The organism is Mycobacterium simiae (genome assembly GCF_008370645.1).
GTDB classification, from domain to species: Bacteria; Actinomycetota; Actinomycetes; order Mycobacteriales; family Mycobacteriaceae; genus Mycobacterium; species Mycobacterium simiae_A.
Genome location: NZ_VTZN01000132.1, coordinates 1 through 15,178, shown reverse-complemented (window position 1 = coordinate 15,178; position 15,178 = coordinate 1). Strand labels below are relative to the sequence as shown.

At 64.0% G+C, this 15,178-nt stretch carries 19 protein-coding genes; 12 read left to right on the top strand and 7 right to left on the bottom strand.

Annotated elements, in window-relative coordinates; translation table 11 throughout:
- Positions 1-728 (bottom strand): PE family protein (locus tag F0Q45_RS18835; RefSeq protein ID WP_149655383.1); only part of this gene is annotated, 728 nt, incomplete at its 3' end.
- Between the two features lie 369 nt (positions 729-1,097).
- Here F0Q45_RS18835 and F0Q45_RS18830 point away from each other — a divergent pair.
- Positions 1,098-2,687 (top strand): HNH endonuclease signature motif containing protein, encoded by a 1,590-nt coding sequence (locus F0Q45_RS18830; RefSeq protein WP_149655382.1) that lies wholly within the window; start codon positions 1,098-1,100, stop codon positions 2,685-2,687.
- Between the two features lie 39 nt (positions 2,688-2,726).
- Positions 2,727-3,365 carry a phosphotransferase-like protein gene (locus F0Q45_RS18825; RefSeq protein ID WP_149655381.1) on the top strand — a complete coding sequence of 213 codons (639 nt, stop codon included), beginning with the start codon at positions 2,727-2,729 and terminating at the stop codon, positions 3,363-3,365.
- A gap of 21 nt (positions 3,366-3,386) precedes the next feature.
- Here F0Q45_RS18825 and F0Q45_RS18820 read toward each other — a convergent pair whose 3' ends face one another.
- Complete coding sequence (locus F0Q45_RS18820; RefSeq protein ID WP_149655380.1) at positions 3,387-5,024, bottom strand: acyl-CoA synthetase; 1,638 nt, start codon at positions 5,022-5,024, stop codon at positions 3,387-3,389.
- 134 nt (positions 5,025-5,158) lie between these two features.
- Between F0Q45_RS18820 and F0Q45_RS18815 the strand changes: the two genes are divergently transcribed.
- Both F0Q45_RS18815 and F0Q45_RS18810 read left to right on the top strand, forming a co-directional pair.
- Positions 5,159-5,815, top strand: coding sequence for a DedA family protein (locus F0Q45_RS18815; protein WP_149655379.1), 657 nt, complete (start codon positions 5,159-5,161; stop codon positions 5,813-5,815).
- A 175-nt stretch (positions 5,816-5,990) separates the two neighbouring features.
- Positions 5,991-6,419: an anti-sigma factor antagonist gene (locus tag F0Q45_RS18810; protein WP_149655378.1), complete on the top strand. Its 429-nt coding sequence runs from the start codon at positions 5,991-5,993 to the stop codon at positions 6,417-6,419.
- Positions 6,420-6,431: 12 nt separating this feature from the next.
- Here the strand turns inward: F0Q45_RS18810 and F0Q45_RS18805 are convergent, their stop codons facing one another.
- From F0Q45_RS18805 to F0Q45_RS18785, 5 genes are all read right to left on the bottom strand, one after another.
- Positions 6,432-7,091, bottom strand: coding sequence for a TetR/AcrR family transcriptional regulator (locus tag F0Q45_RS18805; RefSeq protein ID WP_149655377.1), 660 nt, complete (start codon positions 7,089-7,091; stop codon positions 6,432-6,434).
- A gap of 166 nt (positions 7,092-7,257) precedes the next feature.
- Positions 7,258-8,052, bottom strand: a complete 795-nt coding sequence (locus tag F0Q45_RS18800) for a hypothetical protein (RefSeq protein WP_149655376.1) — start codon at positions 8,050-8,052, stop codon at positions 7,258-7,260.
- Between the two features lie 89 nt (positions 8,053-8,141).
- Positions 8,142-8,417 carry a hypothetical protein gene (locus tag F0Q45_RS18795; protein ID WP_149655375.1) on the bottom strand — a complete coding sequence of 92 codons (276 nt, stop codon included), beginning with the start codon at positions 8,415-8,417 and terminating at the stop codon, positions 8,142-8,144.
- A gap of 147 nt (positions 8,418-8,564) precedes the next feature.
- A complete protein-coding gene (locus tag F0Q45_RS18790; protein ID WP_149655374.1) occupies positions 8,565-8,948 on the bottom strand; it encodes a hypothetical protein in 384 nt (127 codons plus the stop codon).
- Between the two features lie 14 nt (positions 8,949-8,962).
- The gene (locus tag F0Q45_RS18785; RefSeq protein WP_149655373.1) at positions 8,963-9,169 is read right to left on the bottom strand and encodes a hypothetical protein; all 207 of its coding nucleotides are present in this window, start codon (positions 9,167-9,169) and stop codon (positions 8,963-8,965) included.
- Between the two features lie 431 nt (positions 9,170-9,600).
- On the opposite strand from F0Q45_RS18785, the gene F0Q45_RS18780 reads away from it, so the two are divergent.
- The 8 genes from F0Q45_RS18780 to F0Q45_RS18750 all read left to right on the top strand — a co-directional run.
- Entirely contained in the window at positions 9,601-10,599 is a 999-nt protein-coding gene (locus F0Q45_RS18780; RefSeq protein ID WP_306439455.1) for a tyrosine-type recombinase/integrase, read from the top strand.
- Between the two features lie 152 nt (positions 10,600-10,751).
- Positions 10,752-10,931 carry a helix-turn-helix domain-containing protein gene (locus F0Q45_RS18775; RefSeq protein WP_149655371.1) on the top strand — a complete coding sequence of 60 codons (180 nt, stop codon included), beginning with the start codon at positions 10,752-10,754 and terminating at the stop codon, positions 10,929-10,931.
- A gap of 220 nt (positions 10,932-11,151) precedes the next feature.
- On the top strand, positions 11,152-11,412 hold the full coding sequence (locus F0Q45_RS18770) for a hypothetical protein (RefSeq protein WP_149655370.1): 261 nt from the start codon (positions 11,152-11,154) through the stop codon (positions 11,410-11,412).
- Positions 11,409-13,148, top strand: a complete 1,740-nt coding sequence (locus F0Q45_RS27865; protein ID WP_188113016.1) for an ATP-binding protein — start codon at positions 11,409-11,411, stop codon at positions 13,146-13,148. The genes F0Q45_RS18770 and F0Q45_RS27865 overlap by 4 nt, the downstream gene beginning before the upstream one ends.
- Positions 13,148-13,447: a WhiB family transcriptional regulator gene (locus F0Q45_RS18760; RefSeq protein WP_149655369.1), complete on the top strand. Its 300-nt coding sequence runs from the start codon at positions 13,148-13,150 to the stop codon at positions 13,445-13,447. The genes F0Q45_RS27865 and F0Q45_RS18760 overlap by 1 nt, the downstream gene beginning before the upstream one ends.
- Positions 13,444-13,893 carry a hypothetical protein gene (locus F0Q45_RS18755; RefSeq protein ID WP_149655368.1) on the top strand — a complete coding sequence of 150 codons (450 nt, stop codon included), beginning with the start codon at positions 13,444-13,446 and terminating at the stop codon, positions 13,891-13,893. The genes F0Q45_RS18760 and F0Q45_RS18755 overlap by 4 nt, the downstream gene beginning before the upstream one ends.
- A 413-nt stretch (positions 13,894-14,306) precedes the next feature.
- A complete protein-coding gene (locus F0Q45_RS27860; protein ID WP_188113015.1) occupies positions 14,307-14,465 on the top strand; it encodes a hypothetical protein in 159 nt (52 codons plus the stop codon).
- Position 14,466: 1 nt separating this feature from the next.
- Positions 14,467-15,178, top strand: a 712-nt coding sequence (locus F0Q45_RS18750) for a hypothetical protein (protein WP_149655367.1), incomplete at its 3' end; no start/stop codon positions are given.

The following is a 15,178-nucleotide window of genomic DNA, read 5'->3' as shown; positions in this document are numbered from 1 at the left end:
ACCCCACCGCTGGTGCCCGCGCCCCGGGCACCGCCGAAACCGCCGGTTCCCCCGTTGCCGATGAGCCCCGCGCTCCCACCCGCACCGCCGGTGCCTCCGAGGGCGGTGACACCTGTCGCTCCTCCGGCCCCACCGGTCCCACCATTGCCCAACAACCATCCACCCCGACCACCGGGGCCCCCGGTTGCGCCAGAGCCGACTACCCCAACCCCGCCAGTTCCGCCCACCCCGCCGTTACCGAACAACCCAGCTTCTCCCCCGGCACCACCAGCCTGACCCGGCGCGCCGGAACCGCCGTTACCGCCGTTGCCGAGCAGGAGCCCACCGGGACCACCGGTAGCTCCTGTCCCGTCGGCACCGTTGGTGCCATTGCCGATCAGCGGACGCCCGAGCAGCGCCTGGGTGGGCGCGTTGATCAGTACGAGCAACTGTCCCAAGGGCGACACGCTGGCGGCCTCCGCGGTCGCGTACGCACGTCCACTGGCCGCCAGCGCTGCCACGAACTGGTCATGGAACGCCGACATCTGCGCACTGAGCGCTTGATAGCCCTGGGCATGTGATCCGAACACGGCCGCCACCGCTGCTGAGACCTCGTCTTCGGCAGCCGCGACTATCGCCGTCGTCGGTAATGCTGCCGCCGCATTGGCTGCCGTGAGCGCAGACCCGATCTCCGCCAGCTCCGATGCCGCGGTCGCTACCCATTCCGGCACCGCCACAACAAACGACATGCGCAACCTCCCGACCAGACAACGCAACGGTTGCCGCGGATCACCGAGCACTCGGAGCACTCGGAGCACTCGGCAGCAACAAATCCTATCCCCGCAGCGAACGCCGGGAGGGGAATTGACTCAAGGCGAGTCGTCGCGTTACCCGCGGCCAACGCGCGGAGACTGGGCTGAACCAGCAAACATGCCTGGTGGGCATGCCACCGTGGTTTTATCGCGCCATGCTGGCCCCGCCGGCGCACGCCACACGTCAGACAAGCGCAAGTCGTCCAGTTGCGGCCGGGCGCGCAGAGCTATGCACAGTGAAAGATCTATCCACAAGTGAGGCCATGATCCCGGATATTGTCACACCCGACCGCGATAATCGAAAACATGTTCGAGATCGGCATCGTCGCGTGTGCGGAGTTTGCCGAGCTCACGCCCGAGCAATTGGTCACCACCATCGAGGTGACCTACCGTCAGGAGTCGGCCTTGACAGCGCGCCGCCTTGCCGCGGTAGCGGCGCTGCTGCGCCATCGTTGCGCTGCCGAGCGCCGCGACCCCGAGCTAGCTTACGCAACCATCGACGGGGCCGAGCAGACCTGCGCCGAAGTATCAGCGGCGTTGAATATTTCTTCGGCCGCCGCCTCCTACCAGGTGCACTACGCGGAGATGCTCGACCCCCGACTGCGTCGTGTCGGAATGCTGTTGGCTGAGGGCCGCATCGATTGGCGCACTGCCCAATTGATCATCAGTCGCACCAACCTAGTCAATGACGACAAGCTGATCGCCAGGCTCGACGAGTCACTTGCGGCGCGTATCAGCACGTGGCAAGGCTGGTCGCGCCAGCGCATCATTAACGCCATTGACCGGATCGTGCTGGCGATCGATCCCGATGCCGCCCGGGAGCGTCGACGTCGTGCCGACGACGAACGCGAGATCGGTATTACACCGCATCCCGACGGCATGGCCGAGCTGTGGGGCACCGTGACGGGCACCGACGCTATCGCGTTTGATCGCAAACTGTCACAGTTGGCAAAGGCCGTGTGCCGCAACGACCCACGTACGGTGACGCAGCGTCGCGCAGACGCGCTGGGAGCGCTGACCGCCGGTAAGGCCCTGGTCTGTCAATGCGCATCGAGCGATTGTCCAGCCCGGTCCCGCGGCACCGCCGCACCAACCGGCACGTACGTGCTCGTCAACGTCGTGGCCAGCGCTGACACGCTTTCGGGCAACAGCCAACAACCCGGATATGTCGAGGGCTACGGCGTCATCGACGCCGACCTAGTCCGCGAACTCGCGAGCACGTCAGCTCACCGCCTGATGGTGGACCTGCCCACAGACGCCCACTCGTTGACGTATCACCCCTCGGCAGCGCTTGACCGCGCGGTGCGCTGCCGAGACCTAACCTGTCGGTTTCCCGGCTGTAGCCAGCCGGCGAGCGGCTGCGATATCGATCACACCATCCCGTTCAATCACACCGACCCGAGAGCGGGCGGCCCAACAGTGCTCGCCAACCTCAAATGCCTCTGCCGAAAACACCACCGGCTGAAGACATTTCATGGTGGCCTCAGCGGTTGGCGAGACAAGCAGCTGCCGGACGGCACCGTGATTTGGACATCACCGACCGCCAAGACGTATCGAACGGTACCCGCCGGTGCCGAGCTGTTCTGCCATCCAGCCCCGCGCCGATCCCGAACTCGGGCAGACGAACGCGCAGCCAGGGTCGCCCGAGCCCGCAACCACAACCAGGTTCAGCGCCGCGCCAACGCCGCCGAAAAACAACTACGGCAGGCGCGCAAGGCCGAGATCGCAGCCCGCAAGCTTCGAAACCACATGCGCGACATGTTGTTTGCCTTTAAGGGTGGACCCAGCACCAGCCCGTTTTGTGCCTGGGTCAACGATCCCCGCGAAGCTGGGGAACTCCAAGCGGAGTGGCGACCCCCGCCGGTCCCGCCATTGCCCGATGATCCACCGTTTTGACCGGCAAAAACGTGGGCCTGACGGTACCCTCTTTCAGCTATGGCGGCTACAGCTGAAACGGAACCGGGCAAGCTCATCATTCTCAACGGCGGATCCAGCGCCGGAAAGACGTCGCTGGCCTTGGCGTTTCAAGACCTTGCCGACGAATGCTGGATGCACCTGGGCATTGACCTGTTCTGGATGGCGCAGCCTCCCGAGCAACTGGACCTGGCGCGGGTACGGCCGGAGTACTACACATGGGACAGCGTGGTGGACGACGACGGCCTGGAGTGGTTCACGGTGCACCCGGGGCCACTTCTGGACCGGGCCATGTATGCCCGCTATCACGCCATCCGGACCTACCTGGACAACGGCATGAACGTCATTGCTGACGACGTCATTTGGAAGCGGGAGTGGCTCATCGATGCCCTTCAGATCTTCCAGGGCTACGCGGTATGGATGGTCGGGGTCCACGTATCCGACGAGGAGGGTGCCCGCCGGGAACAAGAACGCGGCAACCGTTACCCCGGCTGGAACCGGGGCAGTGCCCGCGCTGCCCATGCCGACGCCGAGTACGACTTCGAACTGGACACCACAGCCACCCCCGTCCCAGCGCTGGCACGCCAGCTCTACCAGCGTTACCAGTCCTGCCGAGAACCAACCGCCTTCAACCGGCTACATAAACGCTTTCTGTCCTGAGCGTGCCGAAAAATGCAACGATCAAACACGTTGACTAACTTGGGCTTTCGCCCATCGATAGTCGGCCTTGCCGGCCGGTGACCGTTGCACCCGGCCGCAAAAGACAATCTCCTTCGGCAGCTTATACCGAGCGATGTGGCGCGCGGCCTCGGCGAGAATGCTGGCCGGGTCGGCATGTTCGCCCTCGGCCAGCTGAACAATCGCAACGACCTCGCTTCCCCACCGGACACTCGGGCGGCCCGTCACTACTACGTCGTACACGGCTCGATGCTCGGCAATAGCGGCCTCGACTTCTTCGGCGAAAATCTTCTCGCCGCCGGAGTTGATGGTGACCGAATCCCGGCCGAGCAACTCGATCCCGCCATCGACGGCCCACCGGGCCCGATCCCCGGGAACTGAGTGCCGGATCCCCTCGATGAGAGGAAAGGTCCGCGCGGTATTCTCCGGGTCGCCGAGATACCCCAGCGGTATAAAGCCTTGCTGGGCCAGCCAGCCGATCTCGTGGTCACCTGGCGACAGGATCCGGGTCATCTCCGCGCTGACCACCACCGCACCCGGGTTCGGCGCGAACCGACCAGAGGCACGCTGCGCGCGATTGGAAATTTGGCCCATCTGGGCCCCAGACTCCGACGACCCACCCGCGTCCAGAATTGTCAGCTGCGGCAGCAGCTCGACGAAACGCTGCTTGATCGGCGCGCTGAGCGCTGCACCGCCAGTGAGCAATACAAACAGCCCGGACAGGTCGTAGTGACCTGACTCGAGTTCGTCGAGCAACGGGCGCCCGAAGGCATCGCCGACGATGGACAGCGCCACCACGCGTTCCCGGCTGGCCAGTGCCCATGTCTCCCTCGGATCAAAGTGGGTAGTCGTCGGTGCCATAACAAACGGCCGTCCGCCGCACAGATTGATGAATGCCGCCCACTGCGCGGCGCCATGCATGAGTGGCGCGGCCGTCATCGAACCCGGCCCCCCTGGGCGCGACCGCTCGACGATTTCCTCCAGGCTGGTCACCATCTCAGCGGTGCCGAAGGCGCGTCCGCCCATGGCATTCATATAGATGTCGTGCTGCCGCCACAGCACCGCCTTGGGCATCCCGGTGGTGCCGCCGGTGTACAGCACGTAGAGGTCATCGGGTGACGGCGTAACGGCAAGCGCCTCGTCGGACATCGAAGCCAGTAGATCCTCATAGCGCACTGCCCCGGGAAGAGGATTGATCCTCGAGTGATCGTCGACGTGGATCAGGCGCGGCCGCCGGTCGTATTTTTCCAGCGCCTGAGCCAGCGTCGGGCCGAACCGTGCGTGGTACATGACGGCGTCGGCCTCGGCATTGCCGAGCAGATACTCCAGCTCGTCAGCCACGTAGCGATAGTTGACGTTGAAGGGTGCGACCCGGGCTTTGTATGCCCCGATCATCGCCTCAAGGAACTCGTTGCAGTTCGCCAAGTACAAGCCGAGGTGGCTTTGGCCCGATTCGTAGGGCGCCAACTCACGGCGTTCCCGCCGGACGCCCAGCCCCCACTGGTGCAGCGCGCGGGCGAACCGTCGAGCACGTTCGTCGGTCTGCGCGAAAGTGAATCGCCGATCCCCAAACACAATGCAGTCGCGGTCGGGGTTGGCACCCGCCACCGCCGCAAACACCTGGGCGATGTTGAATTCCACTCGACCTCCCGACAGTCAGGCGGCGAAGCTGCGCCGTCCCAGCCGACAGTATCGCCGCTGCCACCGACTCGGCCGCGACCGGCCACAAGCCTGGTTACCCCGCGTATTCAGCACGCGTCAGGCATCCTTTACCCATGGACGTGGACGCCCTGCTGCAGTCGATCCCTCCGCTGGCGGTGTATCTACTGGTCTGCGGCGTGGTTGGGGTTGAGAGCCTGGGCATCCCGCTGCCCGGGGAAATCGTGCTGGTCAGTGCCGCGCTCCTGTCGTCACACAGTGAGTTGGCCGTTAACCCGGCCGGAGTCGGAATCGCCGCCGTGATCGGCGCCGTGATCGGCGACTCAATCGGCTACACCATTGGGCGCAAGTTCGGCATGCCGCTGTTCGACCGGCTGGGCCGGCGGTTCCCGAAACACTTCGGCCCCGGGCATGTCGCGCTCGCTGAGCGGTTATTCAGCCGCTGGGGGGTTCGGGCGGTCTTCTTCGGCCGCTTCATCGCGCTGCTGCGAATACTGGCCGGACCGCTGGCCGGCGCATTGAAAATGCACTACCCGCGCTTCCTGGCAGCCAATGTGTCGGGGGCCATCTGCTGGGCGGGTAGCACCACCGCACTCGTCTACTACGCCGGTGTGGCCGCTGAGCGCTGGTTGCAGCGCTTCTCCTGGGTCGCGCTCGTCGTCGCCATCGTGGTCGGCGTAATCGCCGCGATCCTGCTGCGCGAACGAACGTCGCGGGCGATCGCCGAACTCGAGGAGGAGCACTACCGCGAGGCGGGCACTACCCCGGTCTAGTTCAACGTTCCTGCGGACCTCGGACATGCCTTGGCGACACTGCTCTCAGGTCACGCATATAGACATACCGTCCAGTCTTGTTATAGAAATGAGACTCAAAGACGAAGTCTGTCTTCAGACGCGCAGGACGGGCATCCATCGCGGCGCTAACGTGCCAGTCGATTAGGAGTGCGCAATGAGCGTGGTTACCGCAGAACCGGTTGCTTCCCATTTGCTGCTGAGCACGCGGCTTGTCCGCGAGTTAGGTGAGCCGCGCAGCACCTTGCGAGCAACCACCGACCGCCTTGGGGCGGCTGTGCTCATACACGCCGGCGGCGAGGTCGATGCGTGCAATGAGCACACCTGGCGCCATTTGATCAACGAGGCGGCCACCAGCGTCCCCGCGTCCGGGCTGCTCATCGTCGACGTCACCGACCTTGACTTCATGGGCTGCTGCGCCTTGTCCGTACTAGCCGAGGAGGCCGAGCGGTGTCGCCGCCGCGGCGTCAGCCTGCGCCTAGCCAGCTCGCCATCGGCAGTGGCCCGAATTGTGTCGGCGTGTGGGCTGAGCGAGATATTGCCTGTTTTCCCGACGGCCGACGCTGCACTCACGCTGCGCGGGTAGCGCGGCGGTCGGTTAGGCCGCTCCGCCCTGACGGGCAGGAGTCGGTTCCGTTTCGCACCCCACGCCCAGCGGCGGTGGCCCAACCTCCAGCACCGATCGCACAGCTGCGCGAAGGTAGTCGCGCAGCATGGGGGAACTGTATTTCCCACCCCGAATGGCGATCCACTTCGGTAATTCGATGATGCAGGCTGCGACCAAATCGACCGCACCGGAATCCCGGCGTCCCCAGAGACCCGCCGCCAACTGCGACATCACGTCAGCGAGTTCACGGTGTAGGACTCGGAGATGCTCGGCGATTTCCCGCGGCATCGGGTGGGCCACAACGTCCTCACGGCGCACAGTCAACAGCAACGCCGCCGAAGCTGGATACAACTCAGGGTAGCGAAGCGACGTCTCCGCCGCTGCGTACACCGCATCCAACGGGTTCCGAGACTGGGTGGTAGCGTCCCCCACCAGCCTGGTGAGCAAATCCAGGAAGCGGCGCTCAGCACGCATCCAGACGCGGCCGAGCAGTCCCCCGCGCGACTCGAACGTACGATAAATCGCCCCGTTGGATATACCGCTTGCCTTGGTGAGCGCTCGGATCGTCAACGCTTCAATGCCATCCCGAGCTACCAGCTCTTCAGCGGCATCGAAGACGAAGTCGGGATTGCGCAGCCCAGTACTTATCATCGTTTGATCGCTCCTTCGGTGAAGCGTGCATACCAGCGCACGCAGAACCTAATAACGTGTCCAATGCCGCGTCCTCCGTTGGCACCTGTACGTAGCTCGACGTGCCGTGCGTCATCGCGTGGTGGCGATGGGCCTACCCAGCAAAACACCATCGCGATCGCCGCGATCACCACTGTGGCCTTGACCGGCCGCGCTGGCTTCCGATCGGATGGCGCGGGCGCATCCCGCTTCGGCGGGCAGGCGGGCTGCTCGCGTAGCGCGACCTGACCGGTAGTATTCGGTGGTTGCGATCGGGGCGCGGAGTTGACGCCAAAGGCGGCCCGAACTGTGCGGGCAAAACCGCGCGTAATGTGAAATCGTTCGTCAGGATCCTTTGCCATCGCGCTAGCAATGACTTCGCCGAGACTCCTCGGCAGCCCGTTGACCAAATCGCTGACCCGTTGCGAGGGGACTGGACGCGGGCCATCATCACCGCGGCCAAACCTAATCGATCGTCGCAGGGAGCCCGCCCGGCAAGCAGATGGAACAGCGAGCGTCCCAGCGAATAGATGTCGGTGCGGGTGATCACATCGCCGGTTTGGGTCGGCCCGTAATTGTCATTGCTTCGGCTGGCTATACCAAAGTCGGCCAGCACCACACGCTCCTCCTCCCCCGGCAGTCCCGCGGAGAGCAGCATGCTCGCGGGCTGGACATCGCGATGCAGCAGATTGTGCCGATGCCCGGCGTGCATGAACCGGGCGCGAAACCGCGAATCTCGGGCGTGGGAACCGTCGAGAATTTTCAGCGCGTCGCGGCGCGGCAAACTCGGATGGCGAGCCAGATACACCGTATCCATACCCCCCGACGACACCACCGCCGCACCGCGATAGCCCGCCATCGCTGTTCCCAACAGCCATGCTGGGTCACCACCTGAATAGGTCTCGGCAACAAGCATGGCGCCGGCATCCCGATACCCGGCCACGGCGACGGCGGTGAATCGAAACGGGGGGCGGCAATGGCGGGTCACAGGCCACGCCCGTGCCTTGCGAGAACGATCAACTCGCCGCGTCGTCATATTCTGGTTTCCCGAAGCGCAGCCGCGTAAAGTCGGTCGATCCAGCCGGATAGCCAGAAACTGGTCAGCTGCACAGTCGACCCCGATAGCTGCTCTAACCACACCGCCGGACCGGTCAGGCCCAATACCAGCCGGCATAGTTGCGCGAGAACCCAGAGTGCGCCTAACGCCGTTCCGAGCAACGGCACCCACCACGACGGCGACGGAACCCGCGCCACCAGCGCTTCGGCCGCATCGATCACCAGGTCGAGATACAACCGAAGACTGGACACAGCTGTATCACCTCCACCACGAAGTGCATCCGTTGCAGGGGTCGAGGATGCCGCGCAGGGGTTGAGGAAGCGTTCGCCAACGATGAAATGCGCTGCTCAAAGCGTCGAGATCTAAGAAACCGGCGCCGCTGCCTGTTCGCAGTGCCGCTACAGGCTGTGGCGCGCCCGCGCCACGACCTCGGCAATGCAGACCGGAGCGCTAAGCGCATCCAGGCGCGCAGCACCCAGACAGTCGATGAGGACGTCCATCTGAGCCGGGGTCAATGGTGTCGGTTTGCCAGCATTGATAAAGGCCCAGTACAGAAAGGCGGCGTCATCGTGGCTGCCGAGCCGGATCAACAGCCGCGTGATGTAGCGCAAGGTGAGCCATTGTTCGGTCATGTCGCCGAACCGTTCCCAGTGCTCGAGCACTCCGATCAACATCTGAGCCGCAGCGTGCGGACCGCCGTCGACGGCCCGAGTAGCGGCGGCGACCATTAGGGCACTGCCGTACACCCAGAAGTTCTGCACCTCGACGGCCAGCCGTGCCAACTCGTCGAACAGTGTTACGGCCCGCTCGGGTTCCGAATTTTCAGCACGTCGCCCAGCGCGAAGTAGGCCATCGCTCGTGCAGTCGGGTTGCCGGTGCTCTCGGCTGCCTTCACCCCCTCCTGCGCGCCGAGTACGGCGGCAGTGTCGTTACACAGCACGCCCTGACAGACCGTGAGGGTAAAAAGCGTCCAACCCACCTCCCACCACCCTGGTAGTGGCATTGCCGGCGACCATGCGACGGGCCCTAGATACCGGTAGTGAGTGGGCCAACCGCGGGATGTCCATAAGCAACGTGTAGTCGGCTCGTGCATAGGCGAGTGCGCACATCGCGTTCGTGTGGGCACGAAAGTGGTCCCGGCTGGGATCGAATCAGCCGACGTCATGGAGCCACACCTATGGCAGTACTAGCCTGAATCGGCGTTTGAGCTGCCATAAAACGCAAACTACGTGATATACAGCAATAGTCGCAAGGTATCCACGGATATCCCCCAGATGGCCACACAGATAGCACGCGAGGCGGTGACAGTTGGCGGGTAAGAAAGGTCGACGTGGCTGGGGGTGGATCCGGCGCCTACCATCCGGGCGGTACCAAGCGTCCTACATCGGAGACGATCTGCTCCGCCATACTGCGCCCACGACCTACACGGCCAAGATGGACGCTGAGCACTGGCTTGCCAGCGAGCGGCGGTTGATCGAACGCGACGAATGGACCCCGCCGGCCACGCGAGCCGCGGCAAAGAAGGCCAAAGCGATCACCCTCGCCGAGTATGCAGAACGCTGGATCGAGCACCGCGACATCAAACCCAGGACCCGAGCGCACTACGAGACCCTGCTTGAGGATCACATCAAGCCGCGGCTCGGTCGGGTGGCTCTCACATCGTTGACGCCGGAGGCGGTGCGCGCCTGGCACGCGTCAACGCTGACGGATCGACCCACCTACCGATCGCACGCGTACCAGCTTCTGCACGCGGTCCTTGCCACCGCGGTGACCGACGGCCTGATGCCTACGAACCCGTGTCAGATTGCCCGGGCATCCAGTGCGCGCAGCAAGCGCCGCCCTGAGATCCTCACGGTCGGCGAACTTCGCCACCTGGCCGACATCATCGAGCCGCCGCAGTACCGCGCTCTGGTGCTCATTTCTGCGTGGTGCGGACTGCGTTGGGGTGAGACAAGCGAACTGCGCCGCAAAGACATCGGCCCGGCCGCCGAGACCATCACCGTCGCCCGCGCTGTCACCCATCGCGACGAATGCCGAATTGACACTCCCAAGTCCGGACTCGGCCGCGTCGTCGTCGTGCCGCCCCACATCCGCCCCGACGTTCTCTACCACCTTGAGCAGCACGTCGCCAAGCCGCAAGAATCGCTGCTCTTCACGCCGGTGCGCGGCGGCTGCCACCTCTCCGATCGGACCTTTCGCCACCACTTCAATCCAGCTTTGAAAACCGTTGGCCACGAGAAGGTTCGGATACACGACCTCCGCCACTTCGCGGGGAGCCAGGCCGCCCGCGTCGGCAACCTGATTGAGACAATGAACCGGTTGGGGCACAGCACACCATCGGCGTCCTTGCGGTATCAGTCGCTCGTCGACGGGCGCGACGTCGCTGTAGCTGAGGCCCTTTCAAAGCTCGCCCAAGACACACCCAACAAGTAGCTGCAACGATTCACCGTCCACTTCTGATACCGTCTGGCTACTGCTGAGCATCTGGCCTGTCATAGGCGCTTAGCGGAGGTTCCCCGCCATGGGGTCCGACACGCCCGCCAGGGGCAACGTCCTAGTCGGATCTCACGCGAAGGTGCACATCAATGCCCGTCCCTAGTCTCGGCGACCCCGACATCGTAGAAGCCGCCGAAATCCTCAATGTCTCGAAACAATTCATCCGTAGGCGTATAGCCGACAAAACGCTGGACGCGTATCGGCTTAAGGGATCGCGACTCATTCGCATCCGCCGCGAGAGCCTCGAAGCGATGAAGGTGGCCGTCTAGATGACCCAGCAACGGAATGGGCCGCCTCAAAGCAAGGCGCCGGCCCCTTCGGGAACCGGCGCTTACCACGACCGCCACGTCGATAACACTCAGTCTACCTGCTGCAGCACCAAAGGGTGCCCCTGGCGGGGCCGCTGCCCAGTACACGGCATCCGGTACATCGCGGGCTTCCACAAGCTAGGCAAGATGCTGCGCGCACGTCCGGGCGGAGGTGGCCGGCGTGGACGGTAAGCAACACCACGACCAGCTTGCCGACCTACGTCGTCGGCGCGAAGCGGCAGTTCGATCAGACGGCGGTGAGAATCCGGACCCCGTGTTCCAGGGCCGCCAATTCCACCCGGCTCCAACGGGCTTGCGGGCCGCCGGCTATCGCCAAGGCTATGCGGCATGTCTCCGTTTTGTCTTACGTGAGTTCGGCCAGGAATTAAGCGATATCTCGCGTGCCCAGCTCAACGTGATTGTCAATCGGAGCGGCAAATGACGGACGACGACAAGCAGCCTCGGAGGTCGCAGTCAGCTCAGCTGGTGGATCTCGCACTGTCCCAGTACAAGCTGGGAATGTCCGACCAGGAAGAGCCATTCGGAACCCTTGCGGTACAGCCGCACATTGCGCTGCCCCTCCGTGGTGGCCGAACCGGGCTTCGGGCTGAACTCGCACGGAAGTACTTCGAGCAGAACAACGCGGTTCCTTCGCAGCAGGCGCTGGCGGACGCCTGCATGGTCCTGGAAGGCCGTTCGGCTCAACAGGATCGGACGCAGCTGAACTTGCGTGTCGCACAGGGGCGCTCAGGTGCGGTCTATCTCGACATGGGAGAGAGCGCCGGGCGCATCATCGAGATCAGCGACGGGAGCTGGAAGATCGTTGCTACCGCACCGGTGATGTTCCGACGCACAAAACTGACGGGACGGATGCCTCTGCCTCACCCTGGGAACGGAGACTTGGATTGTCTGTGGCAGTTCGTCCCGATCGACGAAGCTGACCGCCCGATTGTGCTTGCTTTCCTTGTGGCAGCGTGGATTACGCCCGATGCTCCGCACCCGATTCTTGCCCTGCTGGCTGAGCAGGGCAGCGCGAAGTCTTCGGTGACGCGGACCTTGGTCGACCTGATCGACCCGTCGCCTGTGCCGTTGCGAAAGCCGCCTCGTGACCCCGACAGTTGGGTAACTGCGGCAGCTGCGAGTTGGGTTGTTGCTTTGGACAACTTGAGTGGAAGCCTGCCGCAGTGGCTTTCGGATTCGCTGTGCCGGGCTTCAACCGGCGACGGCGATGTCCGCCGTGCTCTCTACACCGACGCTGACGTTGCGGTCCTGAAATTCCGCCGCTGCCTGGTCCTCAACGGAGTCGACCTATCCATTGATCAGGGAGACCTCGGTGAACGTATCGCCGCAGTCGACCTAGGCCGGATCTCGGCGAAACGGCGCCGTACAGAAGAAGACCTGTCGACTGCGTGGGATCAGTCCCGCCGGCGAGCGTTCACCGGATTGCTGGATCTCGCCGCTCAGGTTCACCAGCGTTTGCCGCAGGTTCGATTGGACGACTTGCCGCGAATGGCCGACTTCGGGCGCGTGCTTCAAGCTATCGACGAAATTCACAGCACGTGCGGGCTGCAAAGGTACCGCGAGCGGATGCGACGCCTTGCCGCCGACACGTTGGGCCACCCATTCATCGCGGCGTTGATCGATCGCGATCAGCCGGTCGAGGACCGCTCGTCGGCTGAAGTACTCCGTCTAGTGGAATCTGCCGCCGCTCCAGATTGGCGCCGGCCGCGGGACTGGCCAAAAGGCGCGCGCTCTGTCACCGGCTTACTCACCCGACACGCCCCGGCAATGCGCTCCGAAGGGTGGTTGGTGGAACATGACAGTGGCCGCAACAAACGCAACGTCACGCTATGGAAACTCACACCTCCTGAGAAGGACCAGGAAAGTGCCTCGCCACCCTCGCCTGCTTCGCCTTCGCAGGTCAGCGGCCTGCACGAGGCGAGGCAGGCGAGGCAAGGCGAGTTAGGCGAGGTAGACGCGAGCTTTAACCAGAGCTCTAACTCGCCGAATTTTGGTGCCTTGACCAGCAATAACGAGGCGGCGAGCCAGGCGAGGCACACAAACGGGCAATCTCTGGCTCTGGTCACCTGCGCGTGCGGCGCTGAACTCAACACCGCGAATACCACCGGCACTTGCGCCGAATGCCGCTTTGACGCCGCCGATAAAGGAGATCAGTAATGGCTGCGCCTTGGGTGGAGTTGACTGCCGCAATTCTCCGTGGAACCCCACGCTTGCCCGGGGCGCTGTGCCGCGGCCGCACGGAGCTGTTCGACGCCGACGACGAAGAGACCGCCGCCTGCGCCACCGCACTGTGCCGCCGCTGCCCGGACAAACAGCCCTGCACCACTTGGGCCGACACCCTGCGGCACAACCAAGTCAACGGCTTCCTGGCCGGCGAACTCCGGCCATGGATCAGCCACACAAGCGAACTCCGAAAGAAACCACAACTCACCCCGAGAGGAACCACCGCACCATGACCGCCGCCGCCCAGAACGACATCATTGCCCAGGCCCGTCGGCGCTACCTTGCCGCGAACCCGTTGCGGATCAATTCCGCCCCAACCGTCGACATCGCTTCCGGTAAACCCGGCGAGCCCTTCCGCATACCGAACATCGGTGACATGCAGATCATCGGCTGCAAACTCGGCATGGAATATCTCGCGATCTGCCACGACGACGACGCCGTGCAGGAGTGGATCAACACTGCGATGGCCATCATGAAAGATCCGGGGTTGCTGGGGATCCTGTTTGCCAACGTATTCCGTGGCGTCAACGTCGTCATCGGCAACATGATCGAGGGAGCCGGTGCGCGTACGCGCATGCAGCAGCTGGCGGCTGAAGCGTGGAGTCGCGACTTTAGCGAGCCGTTCCCGAGCGAAGACGACGACACCGCCGATTATGCCCCGGAGACCGAGCCGTGGTGAGGCGCATCCTGTTGTGTGAGTTCATGAGTGGTAGAACGCAATTGACCAGTGCCGGTGCCGGTGGTGACCAGTGAGGTTGGACGAGGGCGAAGTTCGGGCCGCTTATTACGGGTTGTCGGAGTGTGTTCGGCAGACCAATTTGGGGGGTCGTGCTTTGCCGCCGGGAGTGGGCCGCCTTTTCAGCAGGTTGGAAGACCGGTTGTCGCGTGGGCGACACGAAACTAGCGATCGCGCAACGGATCAGCCACCCTCAGAGGGTGAGACGTGGATTGGGTCCCCGGAGGCGGCGCGAATGTTGAGCTGGTCGAAACGGCAGGTTCAACGGCACGCCTTGGATATGGGCGGCAAGCTCATCGGCGGCCGCTGGATGTTCCGCGAATCCGACGTCGCGGATTACGCAGAGAGGAACGGTGATGGCTACCCATCTTGATCCGGCCGTGGAGCAACAGCTGGCCGAGATGTCTGATGAGGATTTCTATCTGCTGACGGCGCGTGTGCGGCCGCCGGCGGAACAGCCTGGTGATGCTGGGCGGGCCGCCGCGGAGAAGCGTTTCGGCAAGGGGGGCAACTGAAGTGACCACTATGCAGGAGCGGCTTGCGGCCGTCGAGAGAGACCTGTTGCCGGCGGAGTATCACGCGGCGCAGAAGGTAATTGCTGAGGCGCAGCAGCTGATGGCCTCACCGCCGGCGGGCGCGGCAGCTGCGACAGCCGAACGATTGAACCCGTTCGCCTGCGGTCAAGTCAGCGAAGAGTGGCTGTCTGCCTGCATCGACAGGAAGGCGGCCGATGAGCGGCACAAGCGGCGTTTCGCGATTCTGAAGGAACTGATCTCTAGTGCAGAGAACCAGGCGAGGGTCGCGGCGTCGACGATCGGCAATCAGGTTTTGGTCGCGTGTCAGGGCGAGCTCGAGGTGCTGCTCGAGGATGTTGCAGATGTTGCCGACGAGCTGGGCGGCATTCGTAGCGCGGACAAAGCTATCGCGGCGGACTTGGGTCCGACGTGGAAACGCCTGTGCGGCTTAGTCGATGACTACGAGGAGATTCGCCGTTTCCAGCTCTCGCGTACCAGCCAGGACCTGGTACAGCGTTCGCGGCCATCCCAGGGCGGTGAAGATCACGCCTCCGACTTGTACATCAAGAACTTGGATGACATTTGGCCGGAGTGGCGCACCGGCGGGAGCGCGATGCAGATAACCCGCGTAGATGGCAATAAGCCCCGGTATGAGCCGTGGCCGGCCGAGCAGCCGCGGCTGCTGATCTGGCTGGCGACGAGTCGCGCGCAGC

Bases quoted from the DNA above. Each gene is read 5' to 3' on its own strand.
- F0Q45_RS18760 (WP_149655369.1), top strand. From the start codon at position 13,148: ATGGCTGCGCCTTGGGTGGAGTTGACTGCCGCAATTCTCCGTGGAACC.
- F0Q45_RS18830 (WP_149655382.1), top strand. From the start codon at position 1,098: ATGTTCGAGATCGGCATCGTCGCGTGTGCGGAGTTTGCCGAGCTCACG.
- F0Q45_RS18775 (WP_149655371.1), top strand. From the start codon at position 10,752: ATGCCCGTCCCTAGTCTCGGCGACCCCGACATCGTAGAAGCCGCCGAA.
- F0Q45_RS18755 (WP_149655368.1), top strand. From the start codon at position 13,444: ATGACCGCCGCCGCCCAGAACGACATCATTGCCCAGGCCCGTCGGCGC.
- F0Q45_RS18810 (WP_149655378.1), top strand. From the start codon at position 5,991: ATGAGCGTGGTTACCGCAGAACCGGTTGCTTCCCATTTGCTGCTGAGC.
- F0Q45_RS18805 (WP_149655377.1), bottom strand. From the start codon at position 7,091: ATGATAAGTACTGGGCTGCGCAATCCCGACTTCGTCTTCGATGCCGCT.
- F0Q45_RS27860 (WP_188113015.1), top strand. From the start codon at position 14,307: ATGGCTACCCATCTTGATCCGGCCGTGGAGCAACAGCTGGCCGAGATG.
- F0Q45_RS18785 (WP_149655373.1), bottom strand. From the start codon at position 9,169: ATGCCACTACCAGGGTGGTGGGAGGTGGGTTGGACGCTTTTTACCCTC.
- F0Q45_RS18825 (WP_149655381.1), top strand. From the start codon at position 2,727: ATGGCGGCTACAGCTGAAACGGAACCGGGCAAGCTCATCATTCTCAAC.
- F0Q45_RS18815 (WP_149655379.1), top strand. From the start codon at position 5,159: ATGGACGTGGACGCCCTGCTGCAGTCGATCCCTCCGCTGGCGGTGTAT.
- F0Q45_RS27865 (WP_188113016.1), top strand. From the start codon at position 11,409: ATGACGGACGACGACAAGCAGCCTCGGAGGTCGCAGTCAGCTCAGCTG.
- F0Q45_RS18780 (WP_306439455.1), top strand. From the start codon at position 9,601: ATGGACGCTGAGCACTGGCTTGCCAGCGAGCGGCGGTTGATCGAACGC.